Raw genomic sequence first — 19278 nt, forward strand, 5'->3', positions numbered from 1 at the left:
CCGGTGCATGTCGTCTTTCGCGAAAGCCATGGGCTCGGGGAGACCGAGACACCATACGATCCGGGGCAGAGCCCGGCGGATCTGGTGGTGCTGTCCTTCTCGGACAGCGACCTTGGCGCCTTCGCGGCCGGATGGCACCGGGGGCGCGGCGGGCTGCCGCCCACGCGGTTGCAGAACCTTGTGGCGCTGAAGCATCCGCTGTCGGTCGATACCTATGCGGAACGGGTTCTGGCCCATGCGCGGGGCATCCTGATCCGGCTGATCGGCGGCGAAAGCTACTGGGCCTACGGGTTGGCGACGGTGCAGGATCTGGCGCGGCGGCGGGGCATCGCGCTGGCGGTGCTGCCTGCCGACGGGCGCCCCGATGCGCGGCTGGACGCGCTGTCCACCCTGCCCGTCTCGACCCTGCGGCGGCTCGCGGCCCTGTGCGACGCGGGGGGCGCGGTGGCGGCGCAGGCGGCGCTTTCCCAGATGGCGCTGGCTGCCGGGGTCTATGCGGGGCCGGTGGCTGGCGACAAGACGGTGCCCGATTGCGGCTGGTATGACCCCGACCGGGGCGTGATCGCGCCGCCCGCCGCTGCGGGGCCGGCGGTGGTGGTCACCTTCTATCGCAGCTATCTGACCGCCGCCGATACCGGGCCGGTGGACGCGCTGATCCACGCGCTGCGCGACCGGGGGTTCGATGCCTGGGGCCTTTTCGCAACCTCGCTCAAGGGGCCGGCCGCGCCTTGGGTCGAAGCCGCCCTGACCGGACTGTCGCCGACCGCGATCGTCAATGCGACGGCGTTCTCGGCCAAGGGGGATGACGGCGCCTCGCCGCTGGATGCGACCGGATGCCCGGTGTTCCAGATCGCGCTGTCCACCGCCCGGCGGCGCGACTGGGCGGCAGCCGACCGGGGCCTGTCGCCGGCCGACCTGGCGATGCATGTCGTGCTGCCCGAAGTGGACGGCCGGATTTTCGCCGGCGTGGCGTCGTTCAAGTCGCCGGGGCGCCGCGATCCGGACCTGGAGTTCAGCCGCTTCGCGCACCGCCCCGACCCCGCCCGCATCGCCGCCGTCGCCGACCGGGTGGCGGCCTGGCACCGGCTGCAGGTCGCCGCGCCGGATGACAGGCGGGTGGCGCTGATCCTGTCGACCTATCCGGGCAAGGGGTGGAACATGGCGCATGCGGTGGGCCTTGACGCGCCCGCGTCGGCCGCCGCGATCCTCGCGGCGATGCCGGGGGCCATGGCGGGCGCTTGCCGGATCGACGGTGCCGAACTGGCAGAACGGCTGGGCCGGGAAACCGTGGCCTGGCCGCTGGATGCCTATCGCGCAGCGCTTGCCGGGCTGCCCGAGGTCCTGCGCGACCGGTTGCAGGCCGCCTGGGGCCCGGCCGGGGATGATCCGGCCTGCCGCGACGGATGCTTCCGGTTTCCCGCCCTGCGCCATGGTTCGACCCTGATCGCGCTGCAGCCGGAACGCGGCGAGATCGCCGCGCGCGACGGCGATTATCACGACCTGTCGCGCACACCCCGCCATGCCTATGTGGCCTTCTACCTGTGGCTGCGCAGTCAGGGGCTGCACGCGCTGATCCATGTCGGCGCGCATGGCACGCTGGAATGGCTGCCCGGCAAGGCGGTCGCGCTGTCGGCGGAGTGCTGGCCCGAGGCGCTGACCGGTCCGCTGCCGGTGCTGTACCCGTTCATCGTGAACGATCCCGGCGAGGCGGCACAGGCCAAGCGGCGGATTGGCGCCGTCACACTGGGCCACATGCCGCCGCCGCTGGCCCCATCGGCGCTGCCCGAGGGCCTGGACCGGCTGGAACACCTGCTGGACGAATATGCCACCGCTGACGGGCTGGACCCGGCGCGGCGCGGTCGGCTGATCGCGGCGATCCGTGACGAGGCGCGGGCGGCGGGGGTCGAGGACGACCTTGCCCTGCCGCCCGACGCTAGCCCCGCCGAGGCGATTCCGCGGATCGACCGTTTCGTCTGTGACCTGAAGGAAAGCCGTTACGGGCAGGGGTTGCACGTCTATGGCGACGCGCCGGGCGAGATGGCGGGGCTGATGACGGCGCTAGCCGGGCAGCGGGTGCCAGCGGGTCCGGCGGGATCGCCGTTCCGCGGACGGTCGGACGTGCTGCCCACCGGGCGGAACCTGTTTTCCGTCGATCCCCGGGCAGTGCCTTCGGCCGCGGCCCATGCGCAGGGGGTGAAGCTGGCCGAGGAACTGCTGCGCCGCCACCTGCAGGACCACGGCGACTGGCCGCGCGGCATGGTGGTGGACCTGTGGGGGTCGGCCACGATGCGCACGGCGGGCGAGGAGTTCGCAATGGCGCTGCACCTCGCGGGCCTGAGCCCCCGCTGGGATGCCACCACGGGCCGCGTAACGGGGTTCGAGATCGTGCCGCTGGCGCTGCTGAACCGCCCGCGCATCGACGTCACCCTGCGGGTGTCGGGCCTGTTCCGCGATGTCTTTCCCGGCCTTGCGCAACTGTTCGAGGCGGGCGTGGCCGCCCTCGCCGCGCGGGAGGAGGCGGCGGCGGACAACCCCTACCGGTCCCCGTCGCCCCGGGTCTTCGGACCGAAGCCGGGTCTCTACGGTCTCGCCATGGGCGATGCGATCGAGGCGTATTCGGACGAGGGCCGGATGGCCGCGGGGCAGGCCTGGCTGTCGGCTTCGGAATGGACGATCGACGCCAAGGGCGATGCACGGCGCGACCGTGCCGCGATCGAGGCGCGGGTGAAGGCCGCCGATGCCTTTGCCCATGTGCAGGACCTGGCCGAGACGGATATCCTCGTGGCCTCGGACTATGCGGCGCATGAGGGCGGCTTTGCGGCGGCGCGGGCGGCGCTCGGGGCGGGGGCACCGGCGATGTACCATCTTGACGCGACGCGCCCCGATGCCCCGCGCGCCCGCAGCCTGACCGAAGAGATCGCGCGCACCGTCCGCGCCCGGGCCGCACAGCCCGGATGGGCGGCGGGGATGATGGCGCACGGGTTCCGCGGTGCCGCCGAAATCGCGGCGACGATGGATCACCTTGCCGCCTTCACCCATCTGACGCGCGCGGTCCCGGCGCATCTGATCGACCTGTACCACGAGGCCACGCTGGGGCGGCCCGAGGTGGTGGCCTTCATGGAGGCGGCGAACCCGGCCGCGCTTGCCGCGCTGCGCGACCGTTTCGCCGCATTGCGGGATGCCGGGTTGTGGAGCACACGGCGGAACTCGATCGCGGCGGCAATGGGGGCCGGGGGATGACGGCGGCACCGGAAATCAGGGGCTGGTGCCCGGGCGCGCTGCGCCCGATGCTGTCGGGCGACGGCTGGGTGGTCCGAGTGCGCCCGCCGATGGGTCGGCTCGAGCGCCATCAGGCGGCCGGGTTGGCCGCACTGTCGGCGCGGCATGGCAACGGGTTGATCGACCTGTCGAACCGCGCGAACCTGCAGCTGCGCGGCGTGACCGATGACAGCCACGCGCCGCTGATCGCGGGGCTGCGGGGGCTTGGCCTTGTCGATGACGACGCGGGCACCGAGGCGCGGCGGAACCTGGTGGTCAGCCCGTTCTGGCAGGCCGGCGACGGAACCGAACAGATCGCGGCCGAGCTGGCGGCGGCCCTGGCGGGTCGGGATGCGCCGCAGCTGCCTGGCAAGTTCGGCTTTGCGCTCGACACCGGCCCCGCGCGGGTTCTGGCCGAGGTTTCGGCGGACATCTTCATCACGCGGACGGGGGACGATGCCTTCGCGGTGCATCCCTGCGGGGCCGTGCGTGGCGCGCCCTGCAACGCGGCGGGCGCGGCGGCACTGGCCATGCGGCTGGCACGCTGGTTCCTTGAAACCGGCGGCGCACCCGCCGGACGCGGGCGGATGGCATCGCATCTGCCGCTGGCGGCATTGCCGGAAGGGTTTGCCTCGGTGCCGCTGCCGCGGCCGGTCGCTCAGCCCGGCCCCGGGTTGCGGCCCGAGGGCGCGCTTGCCGGTCTGGCCTTCGGTCAGATGGAGGCCTCGACGCTGGCGGCACTGGCATCCTGCGGGCCGCTGCGGTTGACACCCTGGCGGATGGTGCTGGTGGAGGGCGCGCAGGGCATGCCCGACCGGCCCGGACTGATCTGCGATCCGTTCGACCCGCTGTTGCGCGTCGTGGCCTGCACCGGGGCGCCGGGCTGTCCGCAGGGGCACGCACCCACCCGTCCGCTGGCCCGCAGTCTGGCGGCGCGGGTCCCGCCCGGGGGCCTGCTGCATGTGTCGGGATGCGCCAAGGGCTGCGCCCACCCCGGCCCGGCCCCCGTGACGCTGACCGCCACCCCCGAGGGCTTTTGCCTCGTGCGAAACGGCACGGCCGCCGCGACCGGGCCGATTTTCACCCAATCCGACCTGATGGCCGACGATGCCCCACATCTATGAAACCGACGGCGCCGCGATCTATGCCGCGTCCTTTGCCATGATCCGCGCCGAGGCCGACCTCGCGCGGTTCTCGCCCGACGAGGAACCGGTGGCGGTGCGGATGATCCATGCCGCCGGGATGGTGGGGCTGGAACGCCATGTCGCCTTCACCCCGGGCATGGCCGCGGCGGCGCGGGCGGCGCTTGAGGGTGGCGCACCGATCCTCTGCGACGCGCGGATGGTCAGCGAGGGGATCACCCGGCCCCGCCTGCCGGCAGGCAACGCGGTGATCTGCACCCTGCACGACCCCCGGGTGCCCGCCATGGCGGCGGCGATGGGGAACACCCGGTCGGCGGCGGCGGTCGAGTTGTGGCGGCCGCATCTGGATGGCGCCATCGTGGCCATCGGCAACGCGCCGACCGCGCTGTTCCACCTGCTGAACCTGCTGGAGGATGCCGCCTGCCCCCGCCCTGCCGCGATCATCGGCTGCCCGGTCGGCTTTGTCGGGGCTGCCGAGTCGAAGGACGCGCTGATGGCCGCGCCGCCTTGCCCGGCGCTGGTCGTGCGGGGGCGGCTTGGCGGGTCGGCGATCACGGTCGCGGCCGTCAACGCGCTCGCCAGCCGGAGGGAGTGATGGCGCGCATCATTTGCGCGGGGCTTGGCCCCGGCGATCCGGAACTGATGTCGGTCAAGGCGGACCGCGCCGTGCGCGGGGCCAGCCAGATCGCCTATTTCCGCAAGGCCGGACGGCGCGGTCAGGCCCGCACCATTGTCGAGGGCATGCTGGCACCGGGCGTGGCCGAGCACGCGATGGAATACCCCGTGACGACCGAGCTTGCCTTTGACAGCCCCGCCTATGTCGCGGCCCTGTCGGCCTTTTATGACGACTGGGCCGACCGGCTTGCCGCGATGCAGGGCGAAGTCGTGGTGCTGTGCGAGGGCGATCCGTTTTTCTACGGCAGTTTCATGCATCTGTGGACCCGCCTGCGGGGTCGCGCGGAAATCGAGGTGATCCCCGGGATTCCGGGCATGGCGGGCTGCTGGAACCGCATCGGCCCGATGACCTGGGGCGACGATGTGCTGTGCGTGCTGACCGGCACGATGGCCGAGGATGATCTGGCCGCGCAGATGGCGCGCGCTGACGCGCTTGTGGTGATGAAGACGGGCCGCAACCTGCCGCGCGTGCGCGCGGCGCTGGCGCGCGCGGGGCGCCTGGACGAGGCCTGGCTGGTGGAGCGGGGAACCATGACCGGCGAGCGCGTCGCGCGCCTGTCCGAGGTCGAGGCCGCAGATTGCCCCTATTTCGCGCTAGTCCTGGTACCCGGACAGGGTCGACGGCCGGAGGCTGCGGAATGACGGGATGGCTGGCCATCGCGGGTCTCGGCCCGGGTGACGAGGGGTTGGTCACGCCCGAGGTTTCGGCGGCACTGGCCGCGGCGACGGATGTCGTGGGCTACATCCCCTATGTCGCCCGGATCGCGCCGCGCCCGGGCCTTGCGCTGCATGCCAGCGACAACCGGGTGGAACTGGACCGGGCCCGCCATGCGCTTTCGCTGGCGGCGTCGGGGCAGCGGGTTGTGGTGGTGTCCTCGGGCGATCCCGGCGTGTTCGCGATGGCCTCGGCGGTGTTCGAGGCGATGGAAGGCCGCGCGGACTGGCAGGCGCTCGATATCCGCGTGCTGCCCGGGATCACCGCGATGCTGGCGGCGGCGGCCCGCGCCGGGGCACCGCTGGGCCATGATTTCTGCGCGGTCAACCTGTCCGACAACCTGAAGCCCTGGGATGTCATCGAGGCCAGGCTTGCGGCGGCCGCGGGTGCGGGGTTTGCCATCGCGCTCTACAATCCGCGGTCACGGTCAAGGCCCGAGGGGTTCGCCCGGGCATTGGTGCTGCTGCGCGGGATCTGCGGCGATGACCGGCTGGTGACCTTTGCCCGTGCCGTGACGACACCGGAGGAGCAGATCGTCACCGTCACGCTGGCAGAGGCGCGCGAGGACATGGCCGACATGCGCACGGTGGTGATCATCGGCAATGCCGATGCGCGGCGGGTCGGCCGATGGGTCTATGCGCCGCGCCGCGCCGGGGGCGTGGCATGAAGCCATTCGATCACCACCGCAACGGACGCTGCCACCGGTCGGCTGGGCACCGCCGGACGCTCGACCATGATCACGTCAAGGTCAAGCGCGCGTGCAGCCTCGATCTTCGCGACCGCTCCGGTGCCGCCCGCGTTCTTGGCCACGACGATGGCCGTGCCATGGTCGCGCATCAACGCGGTGTCGGCGGCGACATCGAAGGGCCCGCGCGCGACCACCACGCGGGCGCGCGGCAGGGGCAGTGGCGCATCCGGAGGATCGACCAGGCGCAGCAGATAGTCGTGCTGCCGCGCGGCGGCGAAATCGGCGAGATTCTGGCGCCCGATCGCGAGGAACACCCGGGTCGGCGCCAGCGGCAGGGCGGCGACGGCGGCCGGGATATCGGGAACACGGGTCCAGCGGTCGCCCGGCGCGGGTCTCCAGGGTGGCCGCTCGAATGCCAGCAGCGGCGTGGCCACGCGATGGCAGGCGGCGACGGCGTTCGCACTGATCCGTGCGGCGAAGGGGTGGGTGGCGTCGATCACATGGCTGATGCGCTCGGCCCGCATCCAATCCGCCAGGCCTTCCGCCCCCCCGAAGCCGCCGACCCGCAAGGGCAGCGGCTGGCCCGACGGCGCCGCAGTACGTCCGGCATAGGAATAGACGCCGTCGATGCCCGCATCGGCGATGGCGCGGGCGGCCAGGCTCGCCTCGGTCGTTCCGCCCAGAATAAGCACCCGCATCGCACGCCTCCTGCCCTGTCCTGCCGCGCGGCGGCCTGGGGCGCAAGGGCCTGCGGCGCGGTCCGGTACGGCCATGGTTGACCCCTGGCTGACCCTGATCGGCCTGGGCGAGGACGGCCTGGCCGGTCTGTCGGGCGCCGCGCGCACCGCGCTCGATACGGCCGCGCATGTGTTCGGCGGGCCCCGGCACCTTGCGCTTGCGGCGGTCGGACCCGACCGCTCACGCGCCTGGCCTGTGCCCTTTGACACCGCACCGCTGCTGGCCCTGCGCGGCCAGAGGGTTGTCGCGCTTGTCTCGGGCGATCCGTTCTGGCATGGCGCGGGTGGCAGCATCACCCCGCACCTGGCAGCGGGGGAGTGGATCAGCCACCCTGCCCCCTCGACCTTCCAGCTTGCCGCGAACCGCCTGGGCTGGCGCCTTGACGACGTGCTGTGCCTGGGGTTGCACGCCGCACCCTTCGCGCGTCTTCGCCCGGTGTTCGGTCGCAACCAGCCCGCGATCTGCCTGCTGCGCGACGGCGCGGCGCCGGGCCTGCTGGCCGGCTGGCTGTGCGACAACGGATATGCCGACACGCGGATGACGGTGATGGAGGCGCTCGGCGGCCCGCGCGAACGCATCCGCACGGCGCGCGCGCAGGGCTTTGACATGTCGGGCATCGCCGCCCCCGTCGCCGTGGCGCTGCAAAGCGACATGCCCGGCCTGCCGCGCAGCCCCGGGTTGCCCGAGACCGCCTTTGCCCATGATGGCCAGATCACCAAGGCGCCGATCCGTGCGCTGACGATCGCCGCCCTTGCCCCGCGGCGGGGCGATCTGCTGTGGGATGTCGGGGCGGGATCGGGATCGATATCGGTGGAGTTTGCGCTGGCAGGCGGACGGGCCGTCAGTGTCGAGATGCGGGCAGACCGGGCCGCCAACGTTCGCGCCAATGCCGAGGCCTTTGGCCTGTCGCACCGGATTTCGGTGATCGAGGCGCGGGCGGCAGACGCCATCGCGGATCTGCCACCGCCGGATGCCGTGTTTCTTGGCGGCGGGTGCGACAGCGCGCTGCTTGCGATCCTGTGGCCCGCCATCCCGTCCGGCACCCGGGTCGTGGCAAATGCCGTGACGGTCGAGACCGAGGCGGTTCTGGCGCAGGCGCAGGCCGATCTTGGCGGCACGCTGTGGCGGTTCGATGTGGCGCAGGCCGAGCCTCTGGGGCGGATGCGGGGCTGGGCCGCGCAGCGCCCCGTCGTGCAGTGGCGGGCAATCCGATGAGGGTGGCGGGCTTCGGCTTTCGTGCGGGGGCGGACCGGGCCGCGCTGTCGGCGGCGCTTGCGGCGGCGGGCGGCGCAGCGGGTGTCGACGCGCTTGCCACCGCCGCCGACAAGGCGATGGCACCGGCGATCCTGGCGCTTGCCGCAGACCTCGGGTTGCCGCTGCGCGCCGTGCCGCTGGCCCGGATCGCGGCGACCGCGACCGCCGCGCCGTCGCGCCACGCCCCCGCACGCTATGGCGGGCGCAGTCTGGCCGAGGCGGCGGCGCTGGCAACGGCCGGCCCCGGCGCCCGTCTGGTTGCACCGCGCAGCCCATCTCCTTGCGGGCGCGCCACCTGCGCCATCGCCGAAACGCCCGTTTCCGAAGGACCAACCCCATGACCGTGCATTTCATCGGCGCCGGACCGGGCGCGCCCGACCTGATCACCCTGCGCGGGCGCGACCTGATCGCGGCCTGCCCGGTCTGTCTCTATGCCGGTTCGCTGGTCCCCGGGGCCTTGCTGTCGCATTGCCCGCCGGACGCGCGGATCGTGAACACCGCCCCCCTGAGCCTGGACGAGATTGCGGCGGAATTTGCCGCCGCACATGCCGCCGGGCAGGACGTGGCGCGGCTGCATTCGGGCGATCTGTCGGTCTGGTCCGCGATGGGCGAGCAGTTGCGCCGCCTGCGCGCGATGGGCATCCCCTATACCGTCACGCCCGGCGTGCCCTCGTTCGCGGCGGCGGCGGCGGCGCTTGGCGCCGAACTCACGCTGCCCGGGCTTGCGCAGTCCGTCGTGCTGACCCGGACTGCCGGGCGTGCCAGCGCCATGCCCGATGGCGAGACGCTTGCCGCCTTTGGCGCCACCGGCGCGACGCTGGCGATCCATCTGTCGATCCATCTGCTGGAGCGCGTGGTCGCGGATCTGCTGCCGCACTACGGCCCGGATTGCCCGGCGGCCGTGGTCTGGCGGGCAACCTGGCCTGACGAGCGTGTGCTGCGCGCGCCCCTCTCGGGGCTGGCCGCCGCTGTCGGCGATGCCCCCGAACGCACCGCGCTGATCCTGGTGGGGCATGCCCTGGGCGCCGAAGGCTTCGACGACAGCCGACTTTACGCAGGCGACTACGACCGGCGCTATCGCCCCGTCGGCACCGACCCGAGGTTCCCCGAGTGACGCTGGCACCGCCGCCGGGACTGATCGTGTCGGCCCCGGCTTCGGGCACCGGCAAGACGACGGTGACGCTGGGGCTGCTGGCGGCATTCCGTGCGACGGGGTTGCGGGTTCAGCCGTTCAAATGCGGGCCGGACTATATCGACCCGGCGTTTCATGCGGCGGCTGCGGGGGTGGCATCCTTCAACCTCGACAGCTGGGCCATGCCGCGGGCGGATATCGCCGCGCGCATCGCCATTGCCGCGGGCGACCTGATCCTGGCCGAGGGCGCGATGGGCCTGTTCGACGGGGTTGCGACGCCGGGCGCGGGCGGCACCGGGGCCAGTGCCGATATCGCGGCACTGACCGGCTGGCCGGTGGTGCTGGTGATCGACGGGTCCGGCCAAGCACAGTCGGCCGGGGCCGTGGCCGCCGGATTCGCAGGCTTCCGGGCGGGCGTGCAGGTGGCCGGGGTCATCCTGAACCGCGTGGCCTCGGCCCGGCACGAGGCGATGCTGCGCGAGGGGATCGCCCGCGCGGGACTGCCTGTGCTGGGTGCCCTGCCCCGCAGGCCCGACCTGTCACTGCCCGAACGCCATCTGGGTCTGGTGCAGGCAGGCGAGACGGCAGATCTTGCGGCGCGGCTGACGGCGCTTGGCGAATTCATCGCCACACATTGCGACCTGCCCGCGATCCGCGCCGCCGCGCATCGCTACCCTGCCAGCGGCCAGCCGCACCGCCTGCCGCCGCCTGCGGACCGCATCGCCATCGCGCGCGACGCTGCATTCAGCTTTGCCTATCCGCATCTTCTGGCCGACTGGCATGCGCAGGGCGCGACCGTGCTGCCCTTCGCGCCGCTGGACGATCAGCCACCGGACGACAGCGCGGGCGCCTGCTGGCTTCCGGGCGGCTATCCCGAGCTGCACGCGGGGCGGCTGGCGTCGGCGGGCGCTTTCCATGCGGCGCTGCGTCGGTTCGCGGAAACCCGGCCGGTGCATGGCGAATGCGGGGGATACATGGCCATGGGGGCGGCGCTGATCGACGCCGAGGGGCGGCCGCATGCCATGACGGGGCTTCTGGGCCTTGTGACATCCTATGCCAAGCGGCGGATGCATCTGGGCTATCGCCGGGCCGAACTTGTGGCGCCCCTCGCCGCGCTGCGGCCCGGCACCGTGCTGACCGGGCACGAATTCCACTACTCCAGCATCATCGAGCAACCCGATCCGCCGCTGGCCCGGGTCAGCGACGCCACCGGCAACACGGTCGTCGAGACCGGCAGCCGCCGGGGATTGGCAACCGGAACCTTCTTTCACCTCATCGGACCCGCCCAGCCATGACCACGCCCGGCTTCGTTTCCTTCGTTTCATCAGGTCCCGGCGACCCCGAGTTGCTGACCCTCAAGGCCGTCGACCGGCTGTCACGGGCGGATGCCGTGCTCTACGACGATCTGGCGCCCCTGGCGGTTCTGGCACATGCGCGGTCTGGTGCCGATCTGGTTGGCGTGGGCAAGCGGGCGGGCCGCACCTCGCCCCGTCAGGACCATGTGAGCCGGCTGCTGGTGGACTATGCCCGGACCGGAGCGCGGGTGGTCCGTCTGAAATCCGGCGATGCCGGACTGTTCGGACGGCTGGAGGAGGAGATCGTGGCGCTTGCCGCCGCAGGGATCGGTTTCGAGATCGTGCCCGGCGTCACCTCGGCCTCGGCGGCGGCGGCGGCGGCGGGCATTCCGCTGACCCGGCGCCTGACGGCACGGCGCGTGCAGTTCGTGACCGGCGCCGACGTGACGGGCGGGCTGCCGGAAACGCTGGACTGGCGGGCCCTGGCCGACCCCGAGACGACGACCGTGGTCTACATGGGCCGCCGCACCTTTCCTGCCCTTGCCGCGCGCCTGATGGCGGCAGGGCTGCCGGGCGACACGCCCGCATTGCTGGCCGAGGGCGTGGGCCATGCCGACGAAAGGCTGACCCGCGCCACCGTCGCGACGCTGCCCGGCCACGCGGCACTGACCGGCGGCACCGCACCCGCGCTGATCATCTTCGGGCCGCTTGCCGACCCTGTCGCGCGGGACGGCCAGGATGGCGCAAACGGCGCTTGACGCCGGAGGCCGGCGGGGCGCAGATGAAGCAGCATGGTGCCCGCAACGCGCAGCAGCGCAGGGCTTCATCGGGAACGGGCAGGGGCGGACCCAATCGCGGCGCCCCGAACCCGGCCGCCCCCGCGACTGTCAGCGGCGAGCGGCCTTTCACAATGCCACTGGGCCCCCGCAAGGGGAACACGGGCCCGGGAAGGCGGAAGGCCGCAGCGACCCGCCAGCCAGGAGACCGGCCATGCAAAGGAAACATCCGCAGACCGCCGGAGGGGCGGCAAGGAGAGGGACATGCATATCGAAGAAGGCCTCGTCACCGGGGCAAAACTTGTGGTGGGCTATGCGACGGCGGCGACCGCAGGGCTCTACACCGCGAAGCTTGCGCTTGACGCATTGGTCGACCGGGGCATCGCCTCGCTGGCCGCGCGCAGCGTCATTGCGACCGCAGCCGTCTTTACCTTTTTCGAGCTGCTGCCCACCTTTCCGGTCGGCGTGTCGGAGGTGCATTTCATCCTTGGCTCGACCCTGTTCCTGATCCTCGGCGCCGCACCGGCCGCGATCGGACTCGCCCTGGGCCTGCTGGTGCAGGGCCTGTTCTTCGCCCCGTTCGACCTGCCGCAGTATGGCATGAACGTGACGACCCTGCTTGTGCCGCTGTTCGCGGTCGCAGCACTTGCGCGCCGCGTCATCGCGCCCGACACGCCCTATGTGGACCTGACCTATACCCAGGCGCTGAAGCTCTCGACCGCCTATCAGGGCGGCGTCGTGGCATGGGTCGCGTTCTGGGCCTTCCTGGGCCAGGGCGCCGACGCCATGTCTTCGGTCGCAACCTTCGGGCTGGCCTACATGACCGTGATCATCCTTGAACCGCTGGTCGACCTCGCGGTCCTGGCGGGGGCCAAGTCGATGCGGGGGCTGCAGGGTTCGGGCCTGGTGACGCGGCGACTGCACGCGACAGCCTGAGGCGCGCCCTTCTGCAAGCGCGCGGATTGCGCTAAGGCCCGGGGGCAACCCCCCGGGCCTTTCGTTTCGGAGCCTTCGCGCATGCAGCATCTCGCACTCGTCGGCATCGGCACCGGCAGCCCCGACCATCTGACGCAGGGCGCGATCCGGGCGCTGAACGCGGCGCAGGTGATCCTGATACCCCGCAAGGGCGAGACCAAGGCCGATCTGGCCGACCTGCGCCGCGCGATCTGTGCCGATGTCGTGACCAATCCGGCGGTTCGGCTGGTCGAGTTCGACCTTCCCGAACGCGATCCCGCGACGCCGGACTATCTGCAGCGCGTGGGCGACTGGCACGATGCCATCGCCCGCGTCTGGGCCGGGACGCTGGCCACGCTGCGGCCCCCGGTGGACCGTGTGGCGCTGCTGGTCTGGGGCGATCCGTCGCTGTACGATTCGACACTGCGCATCGCGGCACGGCTGCACCCCGCCCCGAAAGTCACCGTGATTCCCGGCATCACCGCACTTCAGGCACTGACCGCCGCCCATGCCATTCCGCTGAACGCGCTGGCCGGGCCTGTCACCATCACCACCGGCCGCCGCCTGCGTGAATCGGGCTGGCCGCCCGGCGCCACGCGCCTTGCGGTGATGCTGGACGGGGGCTGCGCGTTCGAGACGCTGGCCGCCGAAGGCGTCACGATCTGGTGGGGGGCCTATCTGGGCCTGCCGCAACAGGCGATCGACCATGGACCCCTGGTGCAGGCCGCTGCACGCATCGCGGCACGGCGCGCGGCGCTGCGGGCCGAACACGGGTGGATCATGGACTGCTACCTTCTGGCGCGCGATGACGCGGCCTGACGGTGTGTTCCGCCCTGTCAACGGCGCGATCACCGGCCTAGGATGGGCTGTCCGCCAACAGGCCAAAGGCAGGTACCCCACCCATGGCCGATATGCAGGAAACCGCCCCTCTCCCATGGGAAGGTGCCGACGGCGCGCTGACGCTGGCCACCGTTGCGGGGCTCGCCCTCGGGCTGGTCGATGCCTTCTGGCTGGCAGGACCCTGGGGGCCTGCCGGGTTGATCCTGGCCTTTGCCGCGGGCGGCATTCCAGCGGCGCTTTCGGCGCTGCGGGCGCTGTTCCGGCAAGGGCGGATCGACATCGACCTTCTGATGGTGGTTGCGGCGCTTGCGGCGGCAGCGGTGGGCGCGGCACTCGAGGGCGCCGTGCTGCTGGCGCTGTTCTCGGCCTCCGGCACGCTGGAGCACCGCGCCATGGGCCGGGCGCGCAGGGCCGTCGAGGCGCTGATGGACCTGCGCCCCGAGGTCGCGCTGATCCGCCGGGGCGACGCGGTCACCGAGATCCCGGCCGGCGACCTGCGGCCGGGTGATGTGGTCGTGTTGCGGCCGGGTGCGCGGGTGCCGGTCGACGGCGTGCTGGTTCAGGGCGAGGGGCGGCTGGACGAAAGCACCCTGACGGGCGAGGCGCTGCCGGTGGCAAAGGGCCCCGGTGCCCCGGTGTTCGAGGCCACGGTAAACCTGCACAGCGTGCTGGAAATGCGCGTGACGCGCCCGCCGGCCGATAGCACCGTGGCGCGGATGATCGCGCTTGTCAGTCAGGCGCAGGCCGCGCGCGCGCCGTCGCAGCGTTTCTCGGACTGGTTCGGGCAGCGCTATACCATCGCGGTTCTGGCGGGATCAGGTATCGCGCTGGCGGCGTTCCGGCTTTCCGGACTGCCATGGGACGACGCGCTGTACCGCGCGGCCACCCTGCTGGTGGCGGCCTCGCCCTGCGCAGTGGTGATCTCGGTTCCCGCCGCGATCCTGTCGGCGCTTGCCGCGGCAGCGCGCGGCGGGGTGCTGTTCAAGGGTGGCGCCGCGCTCGAGATGATGGCCGAGGTCCGCGCCTTCGCCTTCGACAAGACCGGCACCCTGACCCATGGCACGACCACGCTGTCGGGCTTCGTGGCGCGCGACCCTGCGGGCGATCTCGCCACCCTGGCGGGGCTTGAGGCGCAGGCCGAACATCACATCGCCCTTGCGGTCCGGCGCCATGCGGACATGCGGGGCATCGGTGCCGCCGCGGTCCGCGACGTGCGCACGATCCCGAGCGAGGGCGTGGTGGGCCGGCTGGACGGCGCGACGGTGTGGGCGGGCAACGGTCGGCTTGCGCGACGGATGGGCGCGGACCCCGCCGCGCTGCCGGGGGCCGCCACGCTGGTTGACGGGGACGCGACGGTCATCTGGGCCGGGCGCGACGCCGAGGTGCGCGCGGCCGCGACCTTTGCCGACAGCCCGCGCGCATCGGCCCTGCCCGCGCTTGCGGCGCTGCGGCGGCGGGGCGTGGCACTGACCCTGATGACCGGCGACCGGGCCGTTGTGGCGGGGCGTGTCGGTGCGGCCATCGGGCTTGCCCCGGATGAGATCCGCGCCGACCTTCTGCCGGAAGACAAGCTGCGGCTGGTGGGGGCCCTGGCGGCCGGGGGCCGCGTGGCCTTTGTCGGTGACGGCGTGAATGACGCTGCGGCGCTCGCGCGGGCGGATGTCGGCATCGCCATGGGCGCGGCGGGCAGCGATGTGGCGCTTCAGGCGGCGGATGTGGCGCTGATGTCGGGCGACCTGATGCGCCTGGTCGCCGCGCACCGCCTGAGCCTGCGGACGCGCGCCGTCATCCGCCAGAACCTTGTCATCTCGCTTGGTGCGATGGCGGTGCTGGTGGCGGGCAGTGTGGCAGGGGTGCTGCCGCTGCCCCTGGCCGTGATCGGCCACGAGGGCGGTACGCTTCTGGTGGTGTTGAACGGCCTGCGGCTTCTGGCCGATCCGGTGGGCCAGGCGGCCCGGGGGTTTGAGCCGGACGCAGGCGATGATAGGGAAACCCCCGACCCCGCCCGCCCGAGAGGTGCCATGCCATGACCGCCCCGCAGCCTGCCGTCCGTCTGGGCAACGTGACCTTTGCCAATGACGCGCCGCTGGCCTTCATCCTGGGCCCCTGCCAGATGGAAAGCCGCGCGCATGCCCTGGAGATGGCCGAAGCCGTGGCCGGGATCGGCCGTGACCTGGGCGTGGGCGTGGTGTTCAAGGCGAGCTATGACAAGGCCAACCGCACGAGCCTTGGCGGCGCGCGGGGCGTCGGCATGTCGGCCGCGCTCGACGTGTTCGCCGAGGTGCGCGACCGCTTCGGCCTGCCGGTGCTGACCGACGTGCACGAACCGGCCCATTGCGCGGCCGTGGCCGAGGTGGTCGACGTGCTGCAGATACCCGCGTTCCTGTGCCGCCAGACCGATCTTCTGGTTGCCGCGGCGCAGACCGGGCGCGTGGTGAACGTGAAGAAGGGGCAGTTCCTGGCACCCTGGGACATGGCGCATGTGGTGGCCAAGGTGACCGGGTCGGGCAACGGCCGCGTATTGGTGACCGAACGGGGGGTCAGCTTTGGCTACAACACCCTGGTCAGCGACATGCGGGCGCTGCCGGTCCTGGCAGCAACCGGTGCCCCGGTGATCTTTGACGCCACCCATTCCGTCCAGCAGCCCGGCGGACAGGGCGGCGCCTCGGGTGGGCAGCGGGAATTCGTGGCGGTGCTCGCCCGGGCGGCGGTGGCAGTGGGCGTGGCCGGCGTGTTCATCGAGACGCATGAGGCACCGGACCGCGCACCTTCGGACGGGCCGAACATGGTGCCCCTGGCCGAACTGCCCGCCCTGCTGCGCGTGCTGGTCCGGTTCGACGGGCTGCGCAAGTCGCTGGATACGGCATCAGCCCCCTGACAGGCCGCGATGCGATCGCGTCCGGCAGCGCGCGCAGGGTCGTGGCGGAGCCTCAGCCGTCGGCCCAGTCGCCCTCGAAATCGGCCGGGATCAGCAGGTTGTGCCGACCGAGTGCGCGGACATCCCGTTCGCCGCACAGCGCCATCGTGACATCAAGCTCCTTGCGGATGACCTCAAGCGCCCGGGTGACGCCGGCCTGCCCCATGGCGCCCAGACCATAGATATAGGCCCGGCCGATGAAGGTGGACCGTGCGCCGAGCGCAAGCGCCTTCAGCACGTCCTGGCCCGAACGGATACCGGAATCCATGTGGACCTCGACCCTGTCGCCGACCGCCCGCACGATCCTGGGCAGCATGCGGATCGCCGACAGCGCGCCATCCAGCTGCCGCCCTCCGTGGTTCGACACGATGATTGCATCGGCGCCGAAATCGGCGGCGCGGCGCGCGTCCTCCTCGTCCAGGATACCCTTGAGGATCAGCTTGCCGCCCCAGCGGTCGCGGATGCGCGCGATCTTGTCCCAGTCAAGCTGCGGATCGAACTGTTCGTTCGTCCAGCTCATCAGGCTGGCGGTGTCGCCCACGCCCTTGGCATGGCCGACGATATTGCCGAAGAAGCGGCGCCTGGTGCCCAGCATGCCCATCCCCCAACGCCACCGCATCGCCAGATCCATCAGCACGGGCAGGGTGAACTTCGGCGGCGCCGAAAGGCCGTTCTTCAGATCCTTGTGGCGCTGCCCCAGGATCTGCAGGTCAAGCGTCAGCACGAGCGCCGAACATTTCGCCACCCGCGCGCGCTCGATCAGCCGATCCACGAAATCCTCGTCCCGCATCACGTAGAGCTGGAACCAGAATGGCCGACCGGTGCTGGCCGCGACATCCTCGATCGAGCAGATCGACATCGTGGACAGGGTGAACGGCACGCCCATGGCCTCGGCGGCCCGCGCGGCAAGGATCTCGCCATCGGCATGCTGCATGCCGGTCATGCCGACGGGGGCGAGCGCAACCGGCATCGCGACCTTCTCGCCGATCATCGTCGTTTCGAGGCTGCGTCCGGTCATGTCCACGGCCACCTTCTGCCGCAGCCGCAGCCGCGCGAAATCGGTCGTGTTCTCGCGGAACGTCTGTTCGGTGTAGCTGCCCGATTCTGCGTAATCGTAGAACATCTTGGGTGCGCGTGCCTTGTGCAGGCGACGCAGGTCTTCGATGCAGGTGATCACGGGCATGCGCGGCCCTCCCCATATTGGTCAGACCCGGTTACCAATCCACACAGGGCCACGCAACGGGCATCACTGACGCAGGCGTGACGGAGGGTTGCATTTGATACGATATGGGACTATATAATCCCATATCGTATCAATCTGGAGTCTCCGATGTCCCTTTCGCGCCGCCGCTTCATCGCCCTGATCGGGGGCGGCACCGTTCTTGCCGCCACCGCCGCCGCAGCGGGCTTTGCGCTGACCCGCACCCCCCATGCCGCGCTTGCCCCCTGGGACGCCGCAGGCAAGCAGGCCGAACCGCGCCTCTTTGCACTGAGCCATGCGATCCTCGCCCCCAATCCGCACAACCGCCAGCCCTGGGTGGCCGAACTGTCTGGCCAGGACGGCATCCGCATCTACCGCGATCCGGAACGCAACCTGCCCCACACCGATCCCCACGACCGCCAGCTGACGATCGGCATGGGCTGTTTCCTCGAACTCCTGTCGGTGGCCGCCAGTGCAACCGGGCATCACGCGGGGATCACGCTTTACCCGCAGGGCGAAGCACCGGACATGCCGGTGGCGGACGTGCGCCTGACGCCCGGCGCGACCCTTGATCCGCTGTTTGCCCACGTCCTGAACCGGCGGTCCTGCAAGGAACCCTTTGCCCCCCGCGCCGTGCCTGCCAGCGATGCCGAGGCGCTTGCACCCCATGCCCGGATCATCACCGAACCCGCCCTTGTGGCCGAACTGCGCGCCCTGACCTGGGAGGCCTGGATGATCGAGGCCGAGACCCCGCACACCTTCCGCGAAAGCGTCGACCTGATGCGCTTTGGCAAGCGTGAAATCCTGGCCAACCCGGATGGCATCGACCTTGGCGGGCCGTTTCTGGAGACGCTGATGCTGGTCGGCGTGCTGGACCGTGAGGCCCAGCTTGACCCGGCATCAACGGCTTTCCGGCAGGGCGTGGCCATGTACCGCACGATGCTGGAGGCGACGCCGGCCTATGCCGCCATCTCGACAGCGGGCAACAGCCGCGCCGACCAGATTGCGGCAGGGCGCGCATGGATGCGGCTGAACCTGACAACGACAGGGCGTGGCCTGTCGCTGCATCCGGTCAGCCAGGCATTGCAGGAGTTCCCCGAAATGGCCGGGCCCAACGCCCGCGCCCATGCCCTGCTGGCCGAACCCGGGCAGACGGTTCAAATGCTGGGGCGCCTGGGCTATGGTCCGGCGGTGCCCCGCACGCCGCGATGGCCGCTGGAGACCCGGCTGAGGAATGCCTGAACCGACACCCGCCGAAACCTATTTTGCCCTGTTCAACGAGATCGGCATCCTGGAACAACTGTCCCGCGCGGTGTTCGAGGCGCGGCTGCCCAAGGGGTTCGTCCTTGGGCAGTTCGCGGTCCTGAACCATCTCGTGCGGGTCAGGGACGGCCGCACGCCGCTGGAACTCGCCCGCGCGTTCCAGGTGCCCAAGACGACGATGACCCACAGCCTTGCCGTGCTCGACCGTCACGGGCTGATCCGGATGGAGGCGAACCCGCAGGACGGTCGGTCGAAGCGCGTGTGGATCACCGAAGACGGCCGGACCTTCCGTGAACGGGCCATCGCCGATCTTGGCCCCGACCTTCTGGCACTGAACGCGCAGTTTCCGGTTCAGCGCGTGGCGCCGCTTGTCCCGGCTCTTGCAGACCTGCGCCGGGTGATGGACGCGATGCGTGACGCGACCTGACCC

General features: G+C 71.5%; 18 protein-coding genes and 1 riboswitch. Of the genes, 16 read left to right on the top strand and 2 right to left on the bottom strand.

What is annotated here, in order from left to right; translation table 11 throughout:
* Positions 1-3 precede the first annotated feature (3 nt).
* From cobN to cobJ, 5 genes are read left to right on the top strand one after another with little or no spacing between them, the layout of a single operon-like run.
* The gene (gene cobN / locus KF887_16775) at positions 4-3240 is read left to right on the top strand and encodes a cobaltochelatase subunit CobN (GenBank protein ID QYK41025.1); all 3237 of its coding nucleotides are present in this window, start codon (positions 4-6) and stop codon (positions 3238-3240) included.
* Positions 3237-4382: a precorrin-3B synthase gene (cobG, locus tag KF887_16780; GenBank protein ID QYK41026.1), complete on the top strand. Its 1146-nt coding sequence runs from the start codon at positions 3237-3239 to the stop codon at positions 4380-4382. Before cobN ends, cobG begins: the two co-directional genes overlap by 4 nt.
* Entirely contained in the window at positions 4366-4995 is a 630-nt protein-coding gene (locus KF887_16785; protein ID QYK41027.1) for a precorrin-8X methylmutase, read from the top strand. Before cobG ends, KF887_16785 begins: the two co-directional genes overlap by 17 nt.
* A complete protein-coding gene (gene cobI / locus KF887_16790) occupies positions 4995-5717 on the top strand; it encodes a precorrin-2 C(20)-methyltransferase (GenBank protein QYK41028.1) in 723 nt (240 codons plus the stop codon). The genes KF887_16785 and cobI overlap by 1 nt, the downstream gene beginning before the upstream one ends.
* Positions 5714-6457: a precorrin-3B C(17)-methyltransferase gene (cobJ, locus tag KF887_16795; protein QYK41029.1), complete on the top strand. Its 744-nt coding sequence runs from the start codon at positions 5714-5716 to the stop codon at positions 6455-6457. Before cobI ends, cobJ begins: the two co-directional genes overlap by 4 nt.
* Here cobJ and KF887_16800 read toward each other — a convergent pair.
* Complete coding sequence (locus KF887_16800; GenBank protein QYK41030.1) at positions 6424-7176, bottom strand: cobalt-precorrin-6A reductase; 753 nt, start codon at positions 7174-7176, stop codon at positions 6424-6426. The two genes, cobJ and KF887_16800, sit on opposite strands and share 34 nt — an antisense overlap.
* Before the next feature lie 73 nt (positions 7177-7249).
* On the opposite strand from KF887_16800, the gene cbiE reads away from it, so the two are divergent.
* From cbiE to kdsA, 9 genes are all read left to right on the top strand, one after another.
* Entirely contained in the window at positions 7250-8431 is a 1182-nt protein-coding gene (gene cbiE, locus KF887_16805) for a precorrin-6y C5,15-methyltransferase (decarboxylating) subunit CbiE (protein ID QYK41031.1), read from the top strand.
* Entirely contained in the window at positions 8428-8811 is a 384-nt protein-coding gene (locus KF887_16810) for a cobalamin biosynthesis protein (GenBank protein QYK41032.1), read from the top strand. The genes cbiE and KF887_16810 overlap by 4 nt, the downstream gene beginning before the upstream one ends.
* On the top strand, positions 8808-9584 hold the full coding sequence (cobM, locus tag KF887_16815) for a precorrin-4 C(11)-methyltransferase (protein QYK41033.1): 777 nt from the start codon (positions 8808-8810) through the stop codon (positions 9582-9584). Before KF887_16810 ends, cobM begins: the two co-directional genes overlap by 4 nt.
* Positions 9585-9586: 2 nt before the next feature.
* The gene (locus tag KF887_16820) at positions 9587-10897 is read left to right on the top strand and encodes a cobyrinate a,c-diamide synthase (GenBank protein QYK43624.1); all 1311 of its coding nucleotides are present in this window, start codon (positions 9587-9589) and stop codon (positions 10895-10897) included.
* Positions 10894-11655 (top strand): uroporphyrinogen-III C-methyltransferase, encoded by a 762-nt coding sequence (gene cobA, locus KF887_16825; protein ID QYK41034.1) that lies wholly within the window; start codon positions 10894-10896, stop codon positions 11653-11655. Before KF887_16820 ends, cobA begins: the two co-directional genes overlap by 4 nt.
* Before the next feature lie 17 nt (positions 11656-11672).
* A riboswitch (cobalamin riboswitch) is annotated at positions 11673-11905 on the top strand.
* Between the two features lie 32 nt (positions 11906-11937).
* A complete protein-coding gene (locus tag KF887_16830) occupies positions 11938-12609 on the top strand; it encodes an energy-coupling factor ABC transporter permease (protein QYK41035.1) in 672 nt (223 codons plus the stop codon).
* Positions 12610-12690: 81 nt separating this feature from the next.
* Positions 12691-13446, top strand: coding sequence for a precorrin-6A synthase (deacetylating) (gene cobF, locus KF887_16835; protein ID QYK41036.1), 756 nt, complete (start codon positions 12691-12693; stop codon positions 13444-13446).
* An 83-nt stretch (positions 13447-13529) separates the two neighbouring features.
* Entirely contained in the window at positions 13530-15497 is a 1968-nt protein-coding gene (locus KF887_16840; GenBank protein ID QYK41037.1) for a cation-translocating P-type ATPase, read from the top strand.
* On the top strand, positions 15494-16345 hold the full coding sequence (gene kdsA, locus KF887_16845) for a 3-deoxy-8-phosphooctulonate synthase (GenBank protein ID QYK41038.1): 852 nt from the start codon (positions 15494-15496) through the stop codon (positions 16343-16345). The genes KF887_16840 and kdsA overlap by 4 nt, the downstream gene beginning before the upstream one ends.
* A gap of 52 nt (positions 16346-16397) precedes the next feature.
* Here the strand turns inward: kdsA and KF887_16850 are convergent, their stop codons facing one another.
* Positions 16398-17567, bottom strand: a complete 1170-nt coding sequence (locus KF887_16850) for an alpha-hydroxy-acid oxidizing protein (protein QYK41039.1) — start codon at positions 17565-17567, stop codon at positions 16398-16400.
* Positions 17568-17714: 147 nt separating this feature from the next.
* Between KF887_16850 and KF887_16855 the strand changes: the two genes are divergently transcribed.
* Together KF887_16855 and KF887_16860 are read left to right on the top strand one after the other, a co-directional pair.
* Entirely contained in the window at positions 17715-18827 is a 1113-nt protein-coding gene (locus KF887_16855) for a twin-arginine translocation pathway signal protein (GenBank protein QYK41040.1), read from the top strand.
* The gene (locus KF887_16860) at positions 18820-19275 is read left to right on the top strand and encodes a MarR family transcriptional regulator (protein QYK41041.1); all 456 of its coding nucleotides are present in this window, start codon (positions 18820-18822) and stop codon (positions 19273-19275) included. Before KF887_16855 ends, KF887_16860 begins: the two co-directional genes overlap by 8 nt.
* Positions 19276-19278 lie beyond the last annotated feature (3 nt).

The organism is Paracoccaceae bacterium (genome assembly GCA_019454225.1).
In the GTDB taxonomy this organism is placed as follows: Bacteria; Pseudomonadota; Alphaproteobacteria; order Rhodobacterales; family Rhodobacteraceae.

Bases quoted from the DNA above. Each gene is read 5' to 3' on its own strand.
- cobG (QYK41026.1), top strand. From the start codon at position 3,237: ATGACGGCGGCACCGGAAATCAGGGGCTGGTGCCCGGGCGCGCTGCGC.
- KF887_16785 (QYK41027.1), top strand. From the start codon at position 4,366: ATGCCCCACATCTATGAAACCGACGGCGCCGCGATCTATGCCGCGTCC.
- cobI (QYK41028.1), top strand. From the start codon at position 4,995: ATGGCGCGCATCATTTGCGCGGGGCTTGGCCCCGGCGATCCGGAACTG.
- cobJ (QYK41029.1), top strand. From the start codon at position 5,714: ATGACGGGATGGCTGGCCATCGCGGGTCTCGGCCCGGGTGACGAGGGG.
- KF887_16800 (QYK41030.1), bottom strand. From the start codon at position 7,176: ATGCGGGTGCTTATTCTGGGCGGAACGACCGAGGCGAGCCTGGCCGCC.
- cbiE (QYK41031.1), top strand. From the start codon at position 7,250: ATGGTTGACCCCTGGCTGACCCTGATCGGCCTGGGCGAGGACGGCCTG.
- KF887_16810 (QYK41032.1), top strand. From the start codon at position 8,428: ATGAGGGTGGCGGGCTTCGGCTTTCGTGCGGGGGCGGACCGGGCCGCG.
- cobM (QYK41033.1), top strand. From the start codon at position 8,808: ATGACCGTGCATTTCATCGGCGCCGGACCGGGCGCGCCCGACCTGATC.
- cobA (QYK41034.1), top strand. From the start codon at position 10,894: ATGACCACGCCCGGCTTCGTTTCCTTCGTTTCATCAGGTCCCGGCGAC.
- KF887_16830 (QYK41035.1), top strand. From the start codon at position 11,938: ATGCATATCGAAGAAGGCCTCGTCACCGGGGCAAAACTTGTGGTGGGC.
- cobF (QYK41036.1), top strand. From the start codon at position 12,691: ATGCAGCATCTCGCACTCGTCGGCATCGGCACCGGCAGCCCCGACCAT.
- KF887_16840 (QYK41037.1), top strand. From the start codon at position 13,530: ATGGCCGATATGCAGGAAACCGCCCCTCTCCCATGGGAAGGTGCCGAC.
- kdsA (QYK41038.1), top strand. From the start codon at position 15,494: ATGACCGCCCCGCAGCCTGCCGTCCGTCTGGGCAACGTGACCTTTGCC.
- KF887_16850 (QYK41039.1), bottom strand. From the start codon at position 17,567: ATGCCCGTGATCACCTGCATCGAAGACCTGCGTCGCCTGCACAAGGCA.
- KF887_16855 (QYK41040.1), top strand. From the start codon at position 17,715: ATGTCCCTTTCGCGCCGCCGCTTCATCGCCCTGATCGGGGGCGGCACC.
- KF887_16860 (QYK41041.1), top strand. From the start codon at position 18,820: ATGCCTGAACCGACACCCGCCGAAACCTATTTTGCCCTGTTCAACGAG.